Origin of the sequence: Pseudomonas sp. NFR16 (genome assembly GCF_900108875.1) — a bacterium.
Lineage (GTDB): Bacteria > Pseudomonadota > Gammaproteobacteria > Pseudomonadales > Pseudomonadaceae > Aquipseudomonas.
Genome location: NZ_FNYJ01000001.1, coordinates 585334 through 602154 on the forward strand (window position 1 = coordinate 585334; position 16821 = coordinate 602154).

General features: G+C 63.1%; 16 protein-coding genes. 9 read left to right on the forward strand and 7 right to left on the reverse strand.

All coding sequences use genetic code 11. The features are described from left to right. Window positions 1–25: 25 nt before the first annotated feature. The 5 genes from BMZ10_RS02670 to BMZ10_RS02690 are packed head-to-tail and all read right to left on the reverse strand — an operon-like array spanning window position 26 to window position 6401. Entirely contained in the window at window positions 26–1729 is a 1704-nt protein-coding gene (locus tag BMZ10_RS02670) for a dipeptide ABC transporter ATP-binding protein (RefSeq protein ID WP_093458498.1), read from the reverse strand. Continuing rightward, a complete protein-coding gene (locus BMZ10_RS02675; RefSeq protein WP_093458499.1) occupies window positions 1726–2604 on the reverse strand; it encodes an ABC transporter permease in 879 nt (292 codons plus the stop codon). Before BMZ10_RS02675 ends, BMZ10_RS02670 begins: the two co-directional genes overlap by 4 nt. Window positions 2605–2631: 27 nt before the next feature. Continuing rightward, complete coding sequence (locus BMZ10_RS02680; protein WP_093458500.1) at window positions 2632–3618, reverse strand: ABC transporter permease; 987 nt, start codon at window positions 3616–3618, stop codon at window positions 2632–2634. Further along, window positions 3611–5239, reverse strand: coding sequence for an ABC transporter substrate-binding protein (locus BMZ10_RS02685; protein ID WP_093458501.1), 1629 nt, complete (start codon window positions 5237–5239; stop codon window positions 3611–3613). The genes BMZ10_RS02680 and BMZ10_RS02685 overlap by 8 nt, the downstream gene beginning before the upstream one ends. A 22-nt stretch (window positions 5240–5261) precedes the next feature. Further along, window positions 5262–6401 (reverse strand): LLM class flavin-dependent oxidoreductase, encoded by a 1140-nt coding sequence (locus tag BMZ10_RS02690; RefSeq protein ID WP_093458502.1) that lies wholly within the window; start codon window positions 6399–6401, stop codon window positions 5262–5264. A gap of 400 nt (window positions 6402–6801) precedes the next feature. Between BMZ10_RS02690 and BMZ10_RS02695 the strand changes: the two genes are divergently transcribed. The 9 genes from BMZ10_RS02695 (at window position 6802) to BMZ10_RS02735 (ending at window position 14886) form a co-directional block, all read left to right on the forward strand. Next, window positions 6802–8133 (forward strand): aldo/keto reductase, encoded by a 1332-nt coding sequence (locus tag BMZ10_RS02695; protein ID WP_093458503.1) that lies wholly within the window; start codon window positions 6802–6804, stop codon window positions 8131–8133. A 114-nt stretch (window positions 8134–8247) separates the two neighbouring features. Beyond that, the gene (locus BMZ10_RS02700; protein WP_093458504.1) at window positions 8248–9087 is read left to right on the forward strand and encodes an ABC transporter ATP-binding protein; all 840 of its coding nucleotides are present in this window, start codon (window positions 8248–8250) and stop codon (window positions 9085–9087) included. 2 nt (window positions 9088–9089) lie between these two features. Further along, window positions 9090–9869: an ABC transporter permease gene (locus tag BMZ10_RS02705; protein WP_093458505.1), complete on the forward strand. Its 780-nt coding sequence runs from the start codon at window positions 9090–9092 to the stop codon at window positions 9867–9869. Beyond that, the gene (locus BMZ10_RS02710) at window positions 9859–10728 is read left to right on the forward strand and encodes a substrate-binding periplasmic protein (protein WP_093458506.1); all 870 of its coding nucleotides are present in this window, start codon (window positions 9859–9861) and stop codon (window positions 10726–10728) included. The genes BMZ10_RS02705 and BMZ10_RS02710 overlap by 11 nt, the downstream gene beginning before the upstream one ends. A gap of 266 nt (window positions 10729–10994) precedes the next feature. Next, a complete protein-coding gene (locus tag BMZ10_RS02715; RefSeq protein WP_093458507.1) occupies window positions 10995–11660 on the forward strand; it encodes an amino acid ABC transporter permease in 666 nt (221 codons plus the stop codon). Continuing rightward, entirely contained in the window at window positions 11641–12300 is a 660-nt protein-coding gene (locus BMZ10_RS02720) for an amino acid ABC transporter permease (protein WP_093458508.1), read from the forward strand. Before BMZ10_RS02715 ends, BMZ10_RS02720 begins: the two co-directional genes overlap by 20 nt. Further along, window positions 12297–13058: an amino acid ABC transporter ATP-binding protein gene (locus BMZ10_RS02725; RefSeq protein WP_093458509.1), complete on the forward strand. Its 762-nt coding sequence runs from the start codon at window positions 12297–12299 to the stop codon at window positions 13056–13058. Before BMZ10_RS02720 ends, BMZ10_RS02725 begins: the two co-directional genes overlap by 4 nt. Beyond that, window positions 13055–13891: a transporter substrate-binding domain-containing protein gene (locus BMZ10_RS02730; protein WP_093458510.1), complete on the forward strand. Its 837-nt coding sequence runs from the start codon at window positions 13055–13057 to the stop codon at window positions 13889–13891. The genes BMZ10_RS02725 and BMZ10_RS02730 overlap by 4 nt, the downstream gene beginning before the upstream one ends. 221 nt (window positions 13892–14112) lie before the next feature. After that, a complete protein-coding gene (locus tag BMZ10_RS02735) occupies window positions 14113–14886 on the forward strand; it encodes an SDR family oxidoreductase (RefSeq protein WP_093458511.1) in 774 nt (257 codons plus the stop codon). A 6-nt stretch (window positions 14887–14892) separates the two neighbouring features. Here BMZ10_RS02735 and BMZ10_RS02740 read toward each other — a convergent pair whose 3' ends face one another. Both BMZ10_RS02740 and BMZ10_RS02745 read right to left on the reverse strand, forming a co-directional pair. Next, the gene (locus tag BMZ10_RS02740; protein ID WP_177182030.1) at window positions 14893–15177 is read right to left on the reverse strand and encodes a winged helix-turn-helix domain-containing protein; all 285 of its coding nucleotides are present in this window, start codon (window positions 15175–15177) and stop codon (window positions 14893–14895) included. A 229-nt stretch (window positions 15178–15406) separates the two neighbouring features. Then, complete coding sequence (locus BMZ10_RS02745) at window positions 15407–16801, reverse strand: UDP-glucose dehydrogenase family protein (RefSeq protein WP_093458513.1); 1395 nt, start codon at window positions 16799–16801, stop codon at window positions 15407–15409. Between the last annotated feature and the right edge of the window lie 20 nt (window positions 16802–16821).

The following is a 16821-nucleotide window of genomic DNA, read 5'->3' on the forward strand; positions in this document are numbered from 1 at the left end:
GGGTTTCCTTGATGGCGTAGTGGCGCTAGCAGGCGACAGCGAACGAAAGGCTGCTGCTCAGCGGGATCGAGGGTTGCCGGTGGCCGGGAATGGCCGCCAGCAGGCGTTGGGTGTAGCGGTGTTGCGGGTCTTGCCAGAGCCGGTGCGGCGTCGCCTGTTCGACGATGTGCGCGTCGTGCATGACCAGCACGCGGTCGGAGAAATAGCGCACCACCGACAGGTCATGGGAAATGAACAGGTACGAGAGATCGAAGGCCTCACGCAACTCCACCAGCAGATTGAGGATCTGCGCCTGAGTGGAGACGTCCAGCGCCGAAACCGGCTCGTCGCAGATCACCAGTTTCGGCCTGACGATGAGCGCGCGGGCGATGCCGATGCGTTGACGCTGGCCGCCGGAAAACTGGTGGGGCAGGCGGTCCAGGCTGTTGCGCGCCAGGCCCACGGCGTCGAGCATGTCTTCGCGGGCCCGGCGCCTCAGGCGAGCGTCCGACTGGCCGTGCAGGCGTTGCACGCGGTCCAGCAGCGTGTCGATGGAGTGCCGTGGGTTGAGGGCGGCGTAGGGGTCCTGAAAGATCATTTGCAGCTGACCGCGCCACGTCAGCTGCTCGGTGGCGCTGAACGTGGCGATGTCGCGACCGCCAAAGGCGATGTGGCCCTGACGGGGCTTGAGCAGGCCCAGCAGCGCTTTGCTGAGGGTTGATTTGCCACAGCCGGACTCACCGACCAGTCCTACGGTTTCCCGTTTGCCGATGTCGAACGACAGCCCGCTGAGCACGTCACGCGCGCCGTAGCCCAGGCTCAGGTTGTCCACCTGCAACAGCGGCGGCGTGTCCTGACTGGCCGGCCGTGGCGCATGACCTGGCAGGTACCGCGTGCTGCTGACGCTGTACGCGTTGGGCTGACCCGGCGTGCGCGTCACCTGAATTTCCGGCAGGCGACTGGCAAGGTAATGCTGCCCGTGATCGCGGCCCAGCGAGGCATTGAGCAGACCCTGGGTGTAAGGGTGACGGGCAGCGCTGAACAGCTCGGCATTGCTGCGCCGTTCCAGCGCCTGACCGTCGTGCATGATGATCACGTGATCAGCCTGTTGCGCCACCACGCCCAGATCATGCGTGATCAACAGCAAGCCCATGCGCAATTCGCGGCGTAAACGGTCCAGCAACGCCAGGATCTGCGCCTGAACACAGACATCCAGCGCGGTGGTCGGCTCATCGGCAATCAACAAGCGCGGCTGACAGGCGACGGCCATGGCGATCATGACCCGTTGGCGCTGCCCGCCCGACAAATGCTGCGGGTATTCGCCGAGGTGCGCGCGCGGGCGCGGCAACTGCACCAGACCGAAGAGCTCTTCAGCGCGTTTCGCCGCCTGGCGCCGGGTCAGGTCAGTGTGGGTGAGCAGCGTTTCGGTCAACTGTTCACCCAGCGTCAGCACCGGGTTCAGGCTCGATAATGGCTCCTGAAACACCATGCCCAACGCGTTGCCCTGCAACTGGCGCATGTGCCGGGGCGACAGTTGCAGCAGATCGCGCCCTTCGAACAGCGCCTGGCCACCCAGGCGGGCGTTGTCCGGCAACAGCCGCAGCAACGCCAGCGCCGTGGTGGATTTACCGCAGCCGGACTCACCGACCAGCGCCAGTGTTTCTCCGGCGTCCAGAGTGAAGTCCAGTCCGCGGACGGCGTCGACACCTTCGTAACTCACGCGCAGCCCGCGTACGTCGAGCAGGCTCATGGGATGTACCGGCGCAGGCGTGGATTGAGCGCATCGTTCAAGCCGTCGCCGAGCATGTTGAAGGCCAGCACCACGCTGATGATCGCAAGGCCGGGCAGCGCGGTCAGGAACCAGGCGCTGGCAATCTGCTCACGGCCGCTGCCGATCATGCCGCCCCAACTCGGCGTGTTCGGGTCGCTCATGCCGAGAAACGCCAGGCCCGCTTCGATCAGAATGGCCGACGCCACCAGAATCGACGCCGTGACCACCAGGGGCGCCAAGGCATTGGGGAGGATTTCGTGGACGATGATAGCGCGGTGACTGAAACCCTGGCTGCGCGCCGCGGTGACGAAGTCGGCTTCACGCAGGGTGCGGAATTCGGCGCGAATCAAGCGGGCAATCGTCGGCCAGGACGAGACACCGATCGCCAGGGCAATGATGTGCACCGTCGGGTTGCCGATGGCGACGATCACGATCACCAGCAGAAACGACGGCACGGTCTGGAACACTTCGGTAATGCGCATCAGCACGTCGCCCAGGCGGGCGCCGTGATAGCCGGCCAGTGCGCCGACCAGCACACCGATGACCACGCTGATCAGCGTGCCGTACAGCGCGATCAGCAGTGAGGCCCGTGCGCCGTAGGCTATGCCGGCCGCGACGTTGCGGCCCAGTGAGTCGGTGCCCAGCGGATACGCCGGATCGCTGCCGGGCCAAAGCATGGGCTCGGCGACCATTTCCGAGAGGTCGCCGGGGAAGAAGTAGCCGGCGCTCGCGGCCATGGCCAGCGTCAGCACAAGGATGGCGCTGCCGGTCAACGCCGCCGGGCTGCGACGCAGCGCTGCCCAGAGGCTTTCGCTGTGGCCGGACCTGATCGATTCAATAGCCGTCGTGGTCATCGAACACTCACTCATCGAAATAAAGGGTTAATCCGCCTGGATACGCGGGTCGAGCCAGGCTTGCAGCAGGTCCATGGACACGTTGATCACCACCACCAGCATCGAGGACAGCAGCAGAATGCCGAGCAGCAGGTTGTAGTCGCGCGACAACACGGCATCGAGGGTCAGGCGGCCCAGGCCGGGCCAGCCGAACAGTGTTTCCGTCACCGCCGCGCCGCCCAGCAGCGCCGCGAAATGCAGGCCGGCCAGGGTCGTGACCGGCAACAAGGCGTTGCGCAGCACGTGACGGATCGCCACCCGCGCCGGGCTCAGGCCTTTGGCGCGGGCAGTGCGGACGAAATCCTGACGCTGCACTTCCAGCATCGAGGCGCGGGTCAGGCGGGCATACAGCGCGATGTAGAAGGTGGCAAGCGTCAGCACCGGAAGCACGGCGTGACGGACGCGGTCGAGCAGCCAGTCCACGCCGTGCAGGTCCATGCCCAGCGTCTCGCTGCCATCGCTGGGCAGCCAGCCAAGGGTGACCGAGAACAGCACGACGGCCATCAGGCCGATCCAGAACCCCGGCGTGGAATACAACAGCAACACGGCCAGCGTCAACACCCGGTCCGGCCAGCGCCCGGCCTTGCTGGCCATGACCGCACCGGCGGCGATGCCGACCACCAGCGCCAGGGCCAGCGCGCTGACCATCAACACCAGCGTGTTGGGTAACCGCTCGAGCACCAGCTGGATCACCGGCACGTTGAAGCGCGGCGACAGGCCCAGATCCAGGTGCGCCAGATGATTGAGGTAGGCGAGCAGTTGTTGCCACAGGTTCAGGTCCAGGCCAAAGTGCGACCGCCACTGCGCCAGCGTCGCCTCGGTCGCGCCGCCCGATTCGCTCGCCAGCACATCCACCGCATCGCCGGGAATCAGCCGCAGCAGGAGGAAGTTCAACAGCAGAATGCCGAACACCGTCGGCACCGCTTGCCACAGCGTTCGCCGGGCCATTCGCAGGATGCGCAGACGATCAGCCATGGGCCAGCGCTTCCCCGCCGAGGCGCACATCGGCCAGGCTGCCGTCCAGGCCGTTGCCGTCAGCCTCGAACCCGGACACCCGGGCGTTGAACACCGTTACCTGTTGTTGCATGACCAGCGTGATGTTCGGCAGCTCCTCGATGACGATCTTCTGAAAGGCCTTGAAGAACTCGCCGCGCTTGTGCTCGTCGGTTTCCACCGCAGCGGCTTCCAGCAGACGATCGACCTCGGGATTGTTGTAGTGCGAGCCGTTGGAAAAGGGCAGGCCTTTGCGAAAGTTCTTTGACCAGAACAGCCGCTGCACGCCGACAGTGGGGTCGAACATGGTGCCCATGCCCACCACCGCGAAGTCGAAATCCCGGTCGGTGTAGATGCGCTTGGTGTAGGTCGGGAAGTCCTGCGAGCGCAACTGCACGTCGATGCCGATGCGCGCCAGCGCCGTGCGGATGTACGCTGCCGTACGCGCGTAGCTGTCGCCATAGGGCAGGGGATCGAGGGTCAGGCTGAACCGCGACGGGCCTTTTCTCGGCAGTCCGGCAGCATCGAGCAGCGCGTTGGCCCTGGCGATGTCGAACGGGTAGGGATCCGGCCCTTCATACACATACTGGGCGAAGTTCTTCGGAATCGGCGAGACGCTGACATCGGCGTAACCGTAGTAGACGACTTTTCGGATGACTTCTCGATCGATCGCATGGGCGATGGCCTGGCGCACCTCGTGGCGCGCCAGCAGCGGGTTGTCCAGATTGAACTCGAGCATCGTCGGGGTGATGCTGTAGGCATAGCCCCGGGTGGTGAACTGCAGTTTTCCCGACTGAGTGATGCGCTTGAGATCGCTCAACGGCACCGGACTCTGACCACCGGCATCCAGGCTGCCGTTTTCGAAAGCGGCCAGCCGCGCGGCCGAGTCGGGCACCACTTTGAGGAACAGCGCGTCGACCCCCGGCAAGCTGCTGTCCCAGTAATCCGGATTGCGCTCATATTCGATGAAACTGCCACGCTGCCACTGCTTGAAGCGGTAAGGCCCGGTGCCCACCGGCGCGTTGTTGTGCGGGTTGCTCAGCGGGTCACCCGAGGCGTACAGGTGCTTCGGCACGATGGGCGTTTCACTGCCGGCAAACGCGCGAATCAGGTACGGCGCAGGTTTGCCCAGGCGGACGATGGCGGTGTGGTCATCGGGCGTTTCGACGCTCAGCAGGTTGGCGAAAGTGCTGCCGCCTCGCGGGTGGTAGCGTTTGTTCAGGTCCAGCGAAAACGCCACGTCCTGAGCGGTGAACGGCTGGCCGTCGTGCCATTTCACCCCTTGGCGCAGGGTGAAGCGGTAACTCAGGCCGTCGGCGGCCGCTTCCCAGGCCACCGCCAGCCCGGGCTGCGGCGTCAGGTTCTCGTCGTAACGAAGCAAGCCTTCGAGCACCTTGCTGCTGGCGGTGATGGTGGTGCCAGCGGTGGTGTTGAACGAGCTGAGCGACGGCGGCTCCGGGTTCACCAGCAAGTTGAAGATGCGCCGGCCGCTGACGGCTTCCGCGGTGGCCGCTGCCAGGGCGCTGGGCAGAAAAGGCACGCTGGCACCCAATAGCGGCAGTGCCGACAGGCCGGCGATGAATTGACGACGAGAGAAGGGCATTGACGGTTTTCCTTGCAGAATGTCAGTGGCGCAAACCGGCCTGATAGAGCAGGGGCAGCACGCGTTCGGCGAACTGCTCCAGGTCCGGCGCAAAGTCGAAAAAGCTCAGTTGAATGCCGTCGATGCCGGCCTGCTTCAGCCGGACGATGTCGCGCACCACGGTTTCCGGGCTGCCGACCAGCTGGATATTGCCGCCCACATAACGGTGGTCAGCCTTATGCCCGCGCCAGGCGTGGGCGTCGCTGGCTTCGCGAGCGTGACCTTCCAGCGTGCCGGGATCCCCTGCGGCGGTGATCGCGGCGTGAACTTCCCAGGCTTCGGCGTCGCTGTCGCGGCAGATCACCAGCGGGTTGATCAGCGTGCGCACCTGACGGCCGTGGCTGAGTGCCGCCTGTTTGATGCGCAGCAGGTGGTCGGGCAGCTTGCTCAGGGCGTCCTCGATTTCAGCGCTGCCGGGGCTGGTGGTAAAGACAATGTCGGAGTGACGGGCCGCGAAGTCGATACCGGCGGTGGAACCGGTGGCATTGACCAGCACCGGCCGACCGTAGCGCGGCTTGACGCTGCTGTAGGCTTCCTGCAGCCGGTAATAGTCGCCGTTGAAGTCGACGTTTTCGTCGCTGCCCCAGAGCTGTTGCACCACCCGAATGAACTCGTCGGCCTGCTGGTAGCGCTGGTCGTGCTCGATGGGCGCATGACCGAATCTGCGGTGTTCGCGATGGCGGTGGCCGGTGACCAGATTCAGGCCCCAGCGACCGTTGCTGATATGGTCGAGCGTGGCGCCGAACTTCGCCAGATGCAGCGGATGCCAGGGACCGTAGAGCACGTGCAAGGTTGAAATCAGCAGGATGCGCTCAGTCACCGACGCGAGGGCGGCCTGGGTGATGAAGGCATCGAGGGATTCGTCGTGGTAGCGAATGTCCCCTCCATAGCCGCCTTTGCCCAGCCATTCGGCAAGCGCGAACACCAGATCGAACCCGAGTGCCTCGGCGCGCAGCGTCAGTTGTTTGTTGTAATCGAATGTCCAGTCAGTGCCACGTGGCAGTGCCGAAGCGCTCCAGCCGCCCGATTGAATGGGAAGAAACAGACCCAGTATCAAGGGCTGATTGAATGCCCGGGATAACGGGCTGTCTGGAAAGTCGAGCGGCGACGTTAATAAAGACAAGAGAAACACCCCGGCAATGAATGTTGTCGCTGAACAATTGCAAGGCGTATGCCGCCGCTGACAACTTGTCAGTGAATGTCCGTAATTAAAGGGGCATGGAGGCGAAATCGTTGAAGCGCGCGTGACCCCGCTGCTGCGCTGGTTTGGCAGCATCTGCGGGACTGCTGTTGCTGGAGAAACACTTGTAAGACGGCACGCGCTGTCGAGTCATAACATTAGTTTAAAACGTTATAGGCAATCCATTAGTTGTGATTGACGATGAATAACGACGCTCTTTATTGTCGCCTCGATTCTTTATCTGCGCACGTCGTTCAACAGGGCAACTGTTATCCGCTTGTTCTGTGAAGTGTTTTATTTGCGTGCCTGTTTTTTTAATGGTTGTTGCAACAATGGAGTGGTCATGAGCGCTATCGAATATCGTCCCTTGGGTCGTCATGGAATCAAAGTTTCCCCACTGACGCTGGGCACCATGATGTTCGGCGGGCAGACGGATGAAGCGGTCTCCCGGCGAATCACCGACAAGGCGTTCGAACAGGGCGTCAACTTCATCGACACCGCCAACGGGTACAACGCTGGCGCATCGGAGCAGGTCGTCGGTCGACTGATCGCCGCACGTCGCCAGCAGTGGGTACTGGCGACCAAGTTCGTCAACCCGGACCCCGACGGCGCAGGCCCGAACAATCGAAGGAACAGCGACATGCAAGCACACAACAGCCGCAGGGCGTTCATCAAACAGGTCGCACTGCTGAGTGCCGCCGGCGCGGCAGGGCTGATCCTGCCGGGCTGCGACAAGCCGCCCAAGGTAGTCGACGGTGCGCCCGCGGTGATCAGACAGCGCGCCGATCAGGTGGTGAAGTTCAAATACCCGGACAACCCGTCGTTCGATCTGGTGTACCTGGCAGATTCGCTGGGTTACTTCGACGGCTCGCGCACCCGGCCCGACTACATCGGCAAGATTGCCGCGCCGCAGATCATCCCGCTGGTGGGCACCGGGGAAATCGACTTCGGGACGCGGATGGTGCCATTGGTGATTTCCGCCATCGCCAGTGGGCTGGACCTCAAGGTGGTGGCGGCCGGGGGCAAGACCCTGCAGGAAGCGCCGCACATGAAGTACTTCGTGCGTGCCGATTCCGGGATCTTCACGCCCAAGGACATGGAAGGCAAAACCGTCGGCTTCAACAGCTTCGGTGCCTGTGCCGAGTTCGTGACCAAGAAATACCTGCGTGAGCATCAGGTCGATGTCGACAAGATCAACTGGGTGGTGATCCCCGACAATCAGGGCGAACAGACGCTGGTCAGCCGTAACGTCGACATCGCGATCATTCATCCGCCGGCCTCCGGCGGGGCAGAGCACAACCCGGAACTGCGCAAGCTATGGAGCGATTACGATCTGGACAAGGGCCTGGGCGGCATGGCGCCTTACAGCGGCTACGGCAAGTTTATCCGCGCCAATCCCGAAGCCACGCAGGACTTCGTTGCGGCCATCGCCAAGGCGGCCAACTGGGTCAACGCCAATCCGGACGAGGCGCGCAAGATCGTCTCGCAACGCATCGGCACCCGGCTTGAACTGGTCGAGCGCTATGCCTACATCGACGACCTGATCATCACCGAACCGCCGATCCAGTACTACATCGACATCTTGCAGAGCGAACAGAAGATCCGCCCGGGCGCGGTGTCGGTGAAGGACGTGTACACCAACGATTTCAACCCCTTCGCCAAAGCCAAAGCGTGATCGCAGGGTGTTCTGGCGGATGCAACGACGGGTGCGCGGTGGCCCGCCTGTCGCGGGTTTTGGTTTTGCAGGGGATCAGGCGTGGCAGTGAAGATTTCGGCATCAGGCGTGAGGATGGACTACCAGGCTCAGGATGAGGCGGGGCGCAGCGAGCGGGTAGAAGTGCTGAAGGATTTCGATCTGGACGTGCGCGAAGGCGAGTTCCTGTCGATTCTTGGCCCGTCCGGCTGCGGCAAATCGACGTTTTTGAACATCCTGGCGGGGCTTGCGAACAAGACCGGTGGCTCGCTTTCCATCGACGGCAAACCGTTGCAGGGGATCAATAAAAATCAGGGCGTGGTGTTCCAGGGCTATGCCTTGCTGCCGTGGCGCACGGTGCTCGACAACATCGCCGTAGGGCTTGAAATTCGCGGCGTCGGCAAGGCCGAACGGCTCGAGCGGGCGCGCGAGTACCTTGATCTGGTGGGCCTGAACGGCTTTGCATCACGCTATCCCCACGAGCTGTCCGGCGGCATGCGTCAGCGGATCGCCATTGCGCGCTCGCTGGTCTATGAGCCGGACGTGCTGTTGATGGACGAGCCTTTCGCCGCGCTGGATGCGCAAACCCGCGAAAGCCTGCAGGACGAATTGCTGCGCATCTGGGACCTGCACAAGAAAACCATCGTGTTCATCACCCACAGCCTGGATGAGGCGATTTTCCTGTCGGACCGCGTGGTGGTCATGACGCCGAGGCCGGGACGGGTCAAGGAGATCATCGACATCGATCTGGCACGTCCGCGGCTGCCGCAGTTGCGCAACAGCCACGCGTTCGTGCAACTGCGCCAGCGCGCCTGGACCTCTTTGCGCGAAGCGATGGGGGCCGCAGTGGACGAACTTGCGCTGGAGCAGGCGCTGGGCCGTCATGAAAGCTGGCAGCACGTCGCGCAACGCAGCGGTTATCGGATCGGAGTGTAGCCATGACCTTGAACAGAACCTGGCGTCGGGTGCTCGACAGCTCCATCGGTATCCTCGCGTTTCTGGCGCTATGGGAAGCGCTGCCGCGACTGGGGGTGGTCAACCCGGGCTATCTGAGCCCGCCCTCGGACGTCGTCGGGGCGATCATCGACATGGCCGGCAACGGCCAGTTGGTCAGGCACCTGCAGGCCAGCCTCATCCGTTCGCTGGCCGGGCTGGTGCTGGCGATATTCGCCGGCGTCACTCTGGGCCTGTTGATGGGCTGGTTCGCCCGGCTGGAACGGATGCTCGACCCACTCCTGCAGCTCTTTCGGCAGACCTCGGCGCTGGCGCTGTTTCCGGTGTTCATCCTCTTTCTGGGGATCGGCGAGCTGTCCAAAGTGGCGATCATCTTCTGGGCAGCGTTCTGGCCGATCCTGTTGAGCACCATCAGCGGCGTCAAACAGGTGGACACCTTGCTGATCAACTCGGCGCTGTCGATGGGTGCGAACCGGCGCTTTCTGTTTCTGAAGATCGTCCTGCCTTCGGCATCGCCCTCGATCTTCACGGGCGTGCGGCTGGCGGGCGCTTACTGCATCACGGCGCTGGTGGCCGCGGAGATGATTGGCGCGCATTCGGGGCTCGGGTTCCTGACCCTCAATTCGCAGGAAGTGTTCCAGATCCCCAGCATGTACGCCGGCATCCTGCTGCTCGCCGTGGTCGGGCTGCTGCTCAACTTCCTGCTTGCGCTGCTGGAGCGCCGCTTCACCCGCTGGCGTCGCGGCCTCAAACATGCCGGCTGAGCAACCGAGCGGCCGTGCGCGACAGGGCCTGCGTTATGGCCTTGCGCTGTTGGCCGGGCTGGCGGTCGTCTGCGGCATCTGGCTCTTGCCGCTGCTGGACACGGCGGATCTGCAGGGCGGTCCGGTGCTGCAGGATGCGCGCAGCCACAACGTGTTGCGCATCGGCGTGCGCAGCTATCCGCGCCCCGGAAACAGCACAGAGGCGCTGGTGTCCGAACCCGACGACATGGACGCCGAGCTGGCCCGGGCGCTGGGTCGCTATCTGGGCATCGACGTGCGCCTGAGCGCCATTCCCAATGAGGCACTGGCGGATTACCTGAGCAAAGGCGAAGTCGATGCCGTACTGGTCGGCAGCCTTGACGTTCCGGCCCTCGAACGCCAGCGCGCCGCGTTGAGCGAGCCGCCACGGGCTTACCGCGAGGGTGGCTTGCTGAGCTTGCGCAACGCGCCGGTGCATTCGGGAATCAGCGGCCAGACCGTCTGCATTGCGTTCGGCAGCCCGTGGGCGGCAACGCTGCAACGTCAGGGCGCGCAGGTGCAGACGTTTGCCTCGAACATCCGGGCAGCCACCGCGTTCATGGCCGGTGAATGTCGGCTGCTTGCGGACGAGCGCAACGTGCTGGCGAGCCTGTTGCAGACCCCGGACTGGCGCTTTTACCGTCTGCTGCCGCAGGTACTCGACGCCAGCAGCGACGCGCGCGTTTACCTCGCTCGACCGGATCAGAAAACCCTGCGCGTCCTGCAGGCCGGGTTGCGCGACTGGCAATCGCGCGGCGGCCAGACCAAGGCGTGGGACTTGCACAGCAATGCCTTTCTGGTGGACAGCCTTAAGGTCGGCGACGGTCTGGTCTGCCACTGACCTGACCTGACCTGACCTGACCTGACCGCAGCGAGGCGAGGATCACCGCTGTTGCTGGAGCAACAGCGTGCCAGCAGTTGGGAGGAAAAACAGACAGTTACGACGCATTTGCGCCGTCAGCCAGAGCCATCGTATGGGCGGTTTGTCGACGTTGTTGGGAGTGGCACAAAGCCTGCAATCAGCGACAGATCACCTTTTAGTCGATTCTGGAGCTTTTGTGTCCCGCGTGCTGCCCCCGCAACCCCTCATTCAAGGTCGACGCTGACATGGCATTCGATGTCGCGTTCGCCTTGTCCACGCTTCCAGCCTTCATCACCGCCGTGGGCGTGACCTTGCAGGTCGGCCTGATCGCCATCGCGACGTCGCTGTGCGTCGCACTGATCAACGCTGCAATCGCGGCCTTTCAGATCCGCCCGCTTCAGCCCATCGTGCGTGCGTACGTCGAGCTGGCGCGCAATACGCCGCTGCTGATTCAGCTTTTCTTCATTTACTTCGCGCTGCCCGCGTTGGGCGTCAAAGTGTCCGGATTCGCCTCGGCGATCATCGCCATGACCTTCATGGGCGGCGCATACCTGACCGAAATCCTGCGTGCCGGGATCGAGGCGGTGCCCAGGTCGCAGATCGAATCGGGCCTGTCGATCGGCTTGTCGCGCTGGCAATTGCTGCGCCATGTGGTGCTGCCGCAAGCTGGCATCCTCAGCCTGCCGGCGCTGTTCGCCAACTTCGTGTTCCTGCTCAAGGAAACCACCGTGGTGTCGGCGGTGGCGGTGCCGGAAATCCTCTACACCACCAAGAGTTACATCGCGTTGTACTACAAGACCTATGAAATGCTCGCCGTCATGACTGGCCTCTGCGTGCTGCTGTTCGTGCCGCTTTCACTGTTGCTGCGGGTTGTGGAAAGGAGGCTCCAGCATGGCCAGTTCGGGTCTTGAGCTGTTATGGATCAGCGCCCCGCAGCTTGCACAGGGCATTGGCCGCACGCTGGGGATCTCGGCGCTGGCCATCGTCTTCAGCGCAGTGGGTGGCCTGATCTACGGTGTGCTGCGCAATCTGGGCATTCGCTGGATCGATTGGCTGCTGCTGGTTTACCTGGAGCTGTTCCGGGCCATTCCGGTGCTGGTCTGGCTGTATCTGTTTTTCTTCGGACTGCCGATTTTTCTTGGCTGGAGCATTCCGGGATTCTGGTGCGCCGTGCTGGTCCTGTCGTTATGGGGCGCGAGCGAAACCGGTGAGGTGGTGCGCGGTGCCTTGCGCTCGATTCCTCGCGGTCAGCGTGAAGCCGGCCTGTCGATTGGTCTGGGCCAGGTTCAGCTGTACGGCCGGGTGCTGTTGCCGCAGGCGCTGCGGCGCATGACGCCGCCGATGATCAACGTCTTCACCCGCCTGATCAAGACCAGCTCGCTGGCGGTGCTGATTGGCGTGGTGGACGTGATCAAGATCGGCCAGCAGATCATCGAGCGCACCTACGAGTCGGTGCTCATCTACGGCTTCCTGTTTGTGTTTTTCTTTCTGGCCTGCTACCCGCTGTCGGCGGTGTCGCGGGTGCTCGAACGGCGTTGGAATCATTCATGAGTGCGTTGATAGAACTGTCCGGTTTCAGCAAGCGTTTCGGCGCGGTGCCGGTGCTGCAAGACATCGACCTGAGCGTGCGCGAAGGCGAAGTGGTGGTGATCCTCGGCCCCAGCGGCTGCGGCAAGAGCACCTTGTTGCGCTGCCTCAACGGCCTTGAGCTGGGCCATGCCGGGCAGTACCGCTTCGGCGGACTCGAGTTGTCGGCCAATGCCGACTGGCGCCAGGTGCGCCAGCAGATCGGCATGGTGTTTCAGAGCTACCACCTGTTCCCGCACATGACCGTGCTGGACAACATTCTGCTGGGACCGGTGAGCGTGCAGAAACGCGCGCGCAACGACTCGCGTCAGCAGGCCGAAACCCTGCTCGCGAGGGTCGGCCTGCTGGACAAGCGCGACGCCTTTCCCCGCGAGCTGTCCGGTGGGCAGCAGCAGCGGATCGCCATCGTCCGCTCGCTGTGCATGAACCCCCAGGTCATGTTGTTCGATGAAGTCACCGCCGCCCTTGACCCGGAAATGGTCAAGGAAGTGCTGGAGGTGATTCTGGACCTTGCCCGCAGCGGCATGACGCTGTTGATCGTCACCCACGAAATGGCCTTTGCCCGCGCGGTGGCCGATCGAATCCTGTTCATGGACGGCGGACGCATCGCCGAACAGAGCGACCCCGAAACGTTTTTCAGTAACCCGCAGACCGCACGCGCGCAGCAGTTCCTGGAGAAGTTCTCCTACGTAGAAAACATGCCAAAAAGGAAAGCATCGTGACGTTTAAATCTGCCCTCGTTCTCCCTCTGATCGCCCTCGGTTTGCTGGCCGGCACTGCCGCGGCCCACGCCGAAGGCTATCTGGACAAAATCAAGGCGCGCGACAAACTCGTCGTTGGCGTCTTCAGCGACAAGCCGCCGTTCGGTTTCGTCAACGAGAAGGGCGACTATGTCGGTTTCGATACCGATCTGGGACGCCGCTTCGCGAAGGACCTGCTCGGCGACGAGAAAAAAATCGAGTTCGTGGTGGTCGAGCCGGCCAGCCGCATTCCGTTTCTGCAGAGCGACAAGGTCGATCTGATCCTGGCCAACATGACCGTCACCCCCGAGCGGGCTCAGGTGGTGGACTTCACCCATCCGAACCTGCGCGTGGCAGTTCAGGCGCTGGTGCCGGACAACAGTGCGGTGAAGAACCTTGACGATCTGGCCAGCAAGACGGTGATCGTCACCACCGGTACCACCGCGGACATCTGGCTGACCAGGCATCATCCTGACTGGAAGCTGCTCAAGTTCGAGAAAAACTCCGAATCGCTTCAGGCGTTGGCGAACGGGCGCGGTGATGCCTACGCGCAGGACAATCTGGTGCTGTTCAGCTGGGCGAAACAGAATCCCGGCTATCGGCTGCTCCCGCAGAAGCTTGGTGAAGAAGCGCCTATCGGCCCTGCGGTGAAGAAGGGCAATACCGAGCTGCGCGATTGGGTCAACACTGAGCTGGCGACACTGGGTCAGGAAAAATACCTGCTCACGCTGTACAACCAGTATGTGCGCGACCAACTGGCCGAGGGCACCGACCCGGCGGCGGTCATCGTTGAAGGTGGCGCCTGGAAGCCCTGACCGGCTGCTGAGTCGAGCCTTGGGTTGAATGCGGCCTGTCGACAGTTGTGCGTGACGCGCCTGACTGCCCACAGGCCGTCTTGCATCCGGCGATCCGGTTTCAGACGCAACAGCGCGGGCGAAGCTGCCGTACGGTTTCACTGTTATCGGCACGGTGGCTGTGGCGTACTGGGCCCCTGAGACTTCTTGCAACACGCCCTTTTTGATGAGGAAGCAGACAGATGAATGCGTTCGCGACGAAGGTAGTGCTCATTACCGGGGGTTCCAAAGGTATTGGTCTGGCCTGCGCCCGACAGTTTGTCGAGCAGGGCGCGCGCGTGGTGATCAGCTCGCGTTCGCAGGCCAATATCGATCAGGCCCTCAGTGAACTGCCCGGGGCGCAGGGCTTTGCCGCCGACCTGAGCGACGACACGGCTGCGGCGAATCTGGTCAGGCAGATGGAAGAGCAGGTCGGTCCCATCGACGTGCTGATCAGCTCGGCGGGCGCGGCGAAGCGTTCGCCGCCCGAGGAGCTGACCCCGGCGTTCTGGCGCGCAGCCATGGACGCTAAATTCTTCTCGACGATCAATGTGGTAGATCCGGTGATCAAACTCATGGCCCGGCGCGGTTGCGGTGTGATCGTCAACATCATCGGCGCGGGTGGCAAGGTCGCCAGCCCGATTCACCTGGCTGGCGGTTCGGCCAACGCAGCACTGATGCTCGCCACCGCCGGGCTGGGCAATGCCTATGCGGCGTCGGGCGTACGGATCATCGGTGTCAATCCGGGGCTGACCGAAACCGGCCGGGTCGGCGAAGGCATGGCCGCCGATGCCCGTCATGCGGGGATCAGTCCCGAGGCGGCGAAAGAGCGCGCCGTGAGCAAGATACCGCTCGGGCGCATGGCGCAGCCGGAGGAGGTCGCGCATCTGGTGTTGTTCCTGGCGTCCGGCAAGGCCAGTTACATCACCGGCACGACCGTGACGATGGATGGCGCGCAGCACCCGGTGGTGGTGTAGCCGATGTTACCCCTCGGCCAGCCGGCACAGCTGGTAACCGATGCCGTAAATCGTGTGGATGAGGGGAAAGGCAGCGCCGTCATCCACGATTTTTCTGATTTCGTGAAGCCGGGTGCCGACGCCGCTGGTGTTCTTGACGACGTTTTCGCCCCACAGAATCGCGGAAATCTCCTCACGACGGACGACGCCCGGGCTGCGGCGCATCAGCAGGGTGAGTATCTCGATGTTGGTCGGGTTGAGCCTCAGCGGCCTGTCGTTGCGAAACGCTCTGAGTTTTTCCGTGTCGAGCATCAGGTCTTCCACGATCAACATTTCTACATCCGTCACCGAGACAATCCGCGCATGGTAGGCAGGCAGATGTAAAAAATTGGTTTGGTCGTCGTGAAGGGTGTGTCATTTTGCCAACTGCGGCTGGCAGGCGGTTCCAGCGGCGGTTGACCAGTCGGTGCATCGGGCGCCCTGCGTCGGGGCCGGGTGCAGGATCAATGCGCCGGATTGCCCGGCGCGCAGCGGCAGAGTTTCAGAGCAGATGACCACTCGCCAGGGCCGGAAAGACGCTCCAGCGCTTTTGCGGTATCGGTAGATTGCAGGATTCGCCCCGGCCCATCGGGAAGTAATGAAAGCCTCGTCGGGCAAGCCGTTCCGGATCATACAGGTTGCGGCCGTCGAAGATCACCGGCGCGCTCAGGCGCTGCTGGATCAGCTCGAAATCGGGTGCCTTGAACGCTTGCCATTCGGTGCAGACGATCAGCGCGTCGGCACCTTCCAGCGCCGCTTCCGGCGTGCCCAGCAGCATGAGGTCCTTGCGGCGACCGTAGATCCGCTGGGTTTCGCCCATTGCCTCCGGATCGAACGCCCGCACGTTCGCACCGGCATCCCACAGTGCCTGCATCAGCACGCGGCTGGGCGCGTCCCGCATGTCGTCGGTGTTGGGTTTGAACGCCAGGCCCCACAAAGCAAACGTCTTGCCGCGCAGGTGACCTTGGTAGAACGCGTTGATGCGCTCGAACAACTTGTGCTTCTGCCGTTCGTTGATGGCTTCGACCACCAACAGCAGGTCGTTCGAGCAGTCGGCTTGCTGTGCGCTGCGAATCAGCGCGCGGATGTCCTTGCCGAAGCAGGAGCCGCCGTAACCGCAGCCCGGGTAGATGAAGTCATAGCCGATCCGCGAGTCGGCGCCGATGCCGCGGCGCACGGATTCGACATCCGCGCCCAAGTGCTCCGCCAGTTCTGCGATCTGGTTGATGAAGCTGATCTTGGTGGCGAGCATGCAATTGGCGGCGTACTTGGTCAGCTCGGCGCTGCGCAGGTCCATGAACAGGATCCGGTCATGGTTACGGTTGAACGGTGCGTACAGTTCGCGCATGACCTGGCGGACGGCTTCGTTGTCGCTGCCGATTATGATGCGGTCGGGCCGCCGGCAGTCATTGACCGCGGAGCCTTCTTTGAGAAATTCGGGGTTGGAGACGATCTCGAATTGCAGCAAGCGTCCGGCCTGACGCAATGCCCTGTCGATGTGGCTGCGCAGGGCGTCGCCGCTGCCGACCGGAACGGTAGACTTTTCGACGATGATCAGTGGCTGACTGCGATGCCTGGCGATGGCCTCACCGACGGCGAAGAAGCCGCTCAGATCGGCCGAGCCATCTTCGCGGGACGGCGTGCCGACGGCAATGAACAGCACGTCGGCGTGTTCGACCGCCCATTGCGCGTCGGTGGTGAATTGCAGACGCCTGTTGTCGAGGTTGTCGCGCACCAGAGCGGCAAGCCCAGGCTCGTAGATGTGCACCTGGCCCTGACGCAGCTGATGGACCTTGGCCTCATCGATGTCCATGCATACGACGTCGTGTCCCACCTCGGCAAGCACGGTGGCTTGCACCAGACCGACATAACCACTTCCGAATACGCTGATTTTCATGTGACGAGTCCCTGCAAGAC

What these genes read in the sequence shown, in the direction of transcription:
- BMZ10_RS02725 (WP_093458509.1), top strand. Translation starts at nt 12,297, where the DNA reads ATGAGTGCGTTGATAGAACTGTCCGGTTTCAGCAAGCGTTTCGGCGCG.
- BMZ10_RS02715 (WP_093458507.1), top strand. Translation starts at nt 10,995, where the DNA reads ATGGCATTCGATGTCGCGTTCGCCTTGTCCACGCTTCCAGCCTTCATC.
- BMZ10_RS02710 (WP_093458506.1), top strand. Translation starts at nt 9,859, where the DNA reads ATGCCGGCTGAGCAACCGAGCGGCCGTGCGCGACAGGGCCTGCGTTAT.
- BMZ10_RS02680 (WP_093458500.1), bottom strand. Translation starts at nt 3,618, where the DNA reads ATGGCTGATCGTCTGCGCATCCTGCGAATGGCCCGGCGAACGCTGTGG.
- BMZ10_RS02675 (WP_093458499.1), bottom strand. Translation starts at nt 2,604, where the DNA reads ATGACCACGACGGCTATTGAATCGATCAGGTCCGGCCACAGCGAAAGC.
- BMZ10_RS02705 (WP_093458505.1), top strand. Translation starts at nt 9,090, where the DNA reads ATGACCTTGAACAGAACCTGGCGTCGGGTGCTCGACAGCTCCATCGGT.
- BMZ10_RS02695 (WP_093458503.1), top strand. Translation starts at nt 6,802, where the DNA reads ATGAGCGCTATCGAATATCGTCCCTTGGGTCGTCATGGAATCAAAGTT.
- BMZ10_RS02735 (WP_093458511.1), top strand. Translation starts at nt 14,113, where the DNA reads ATGAATGCGTTCGCGACGAAGGTAGTGCTCATTACCGGGGGTTCCAAA.
- BMZ10_RS02740 (WP_177182030.1), bottom strand. Translation starts at nt 15,177, where the DNA reads ATGCTCGACACGGAAAAACTCAGAGCGTTTCGCAACGACAGGCCGCTG.
- BMZ10_RS02685 (WP_093458501.1), bottom strand. Translation starts at nt 5,239, where the DNA reads ATGCCCTTCTCTCGTCGTCAATTCATCGCCGGCCTGTCGGCACTGCCG.
- BMZ10_RS02670 (WP_093458498.1), bottom strand. Translation starts at nt 1,729, where the DNA reads ATGAGCCTGCTCGACGTACGCGGGCTGCGCGTGAGTTACGAAGGTGTC.
- BMZ10_RS02700 (WP_093458504.1), top strand. Translation starts at nt 8,248, where the DNA reads ATGGACTACCAGGCTCAGGATGAGGCGGGGCGCAGCGAGCGGGTAGAA.
- BMZ10_RS02745 (WP_093458513.1), bottom strand. Translation starts at nt 16,801, where the DNA reads ATGAAAATCAGCGTATTCGGAAGTGGTTATGTCGGTCTGGTGCAAGCC.
- BMZ10_RS02720 (WP_093458508.1), top strand. Translation starts at nt 11,641, where the DNA reads ATGGCCAGTTCGGGTCTTGAGCTGTTATGGATCAGCGCCCCGCAGCTT.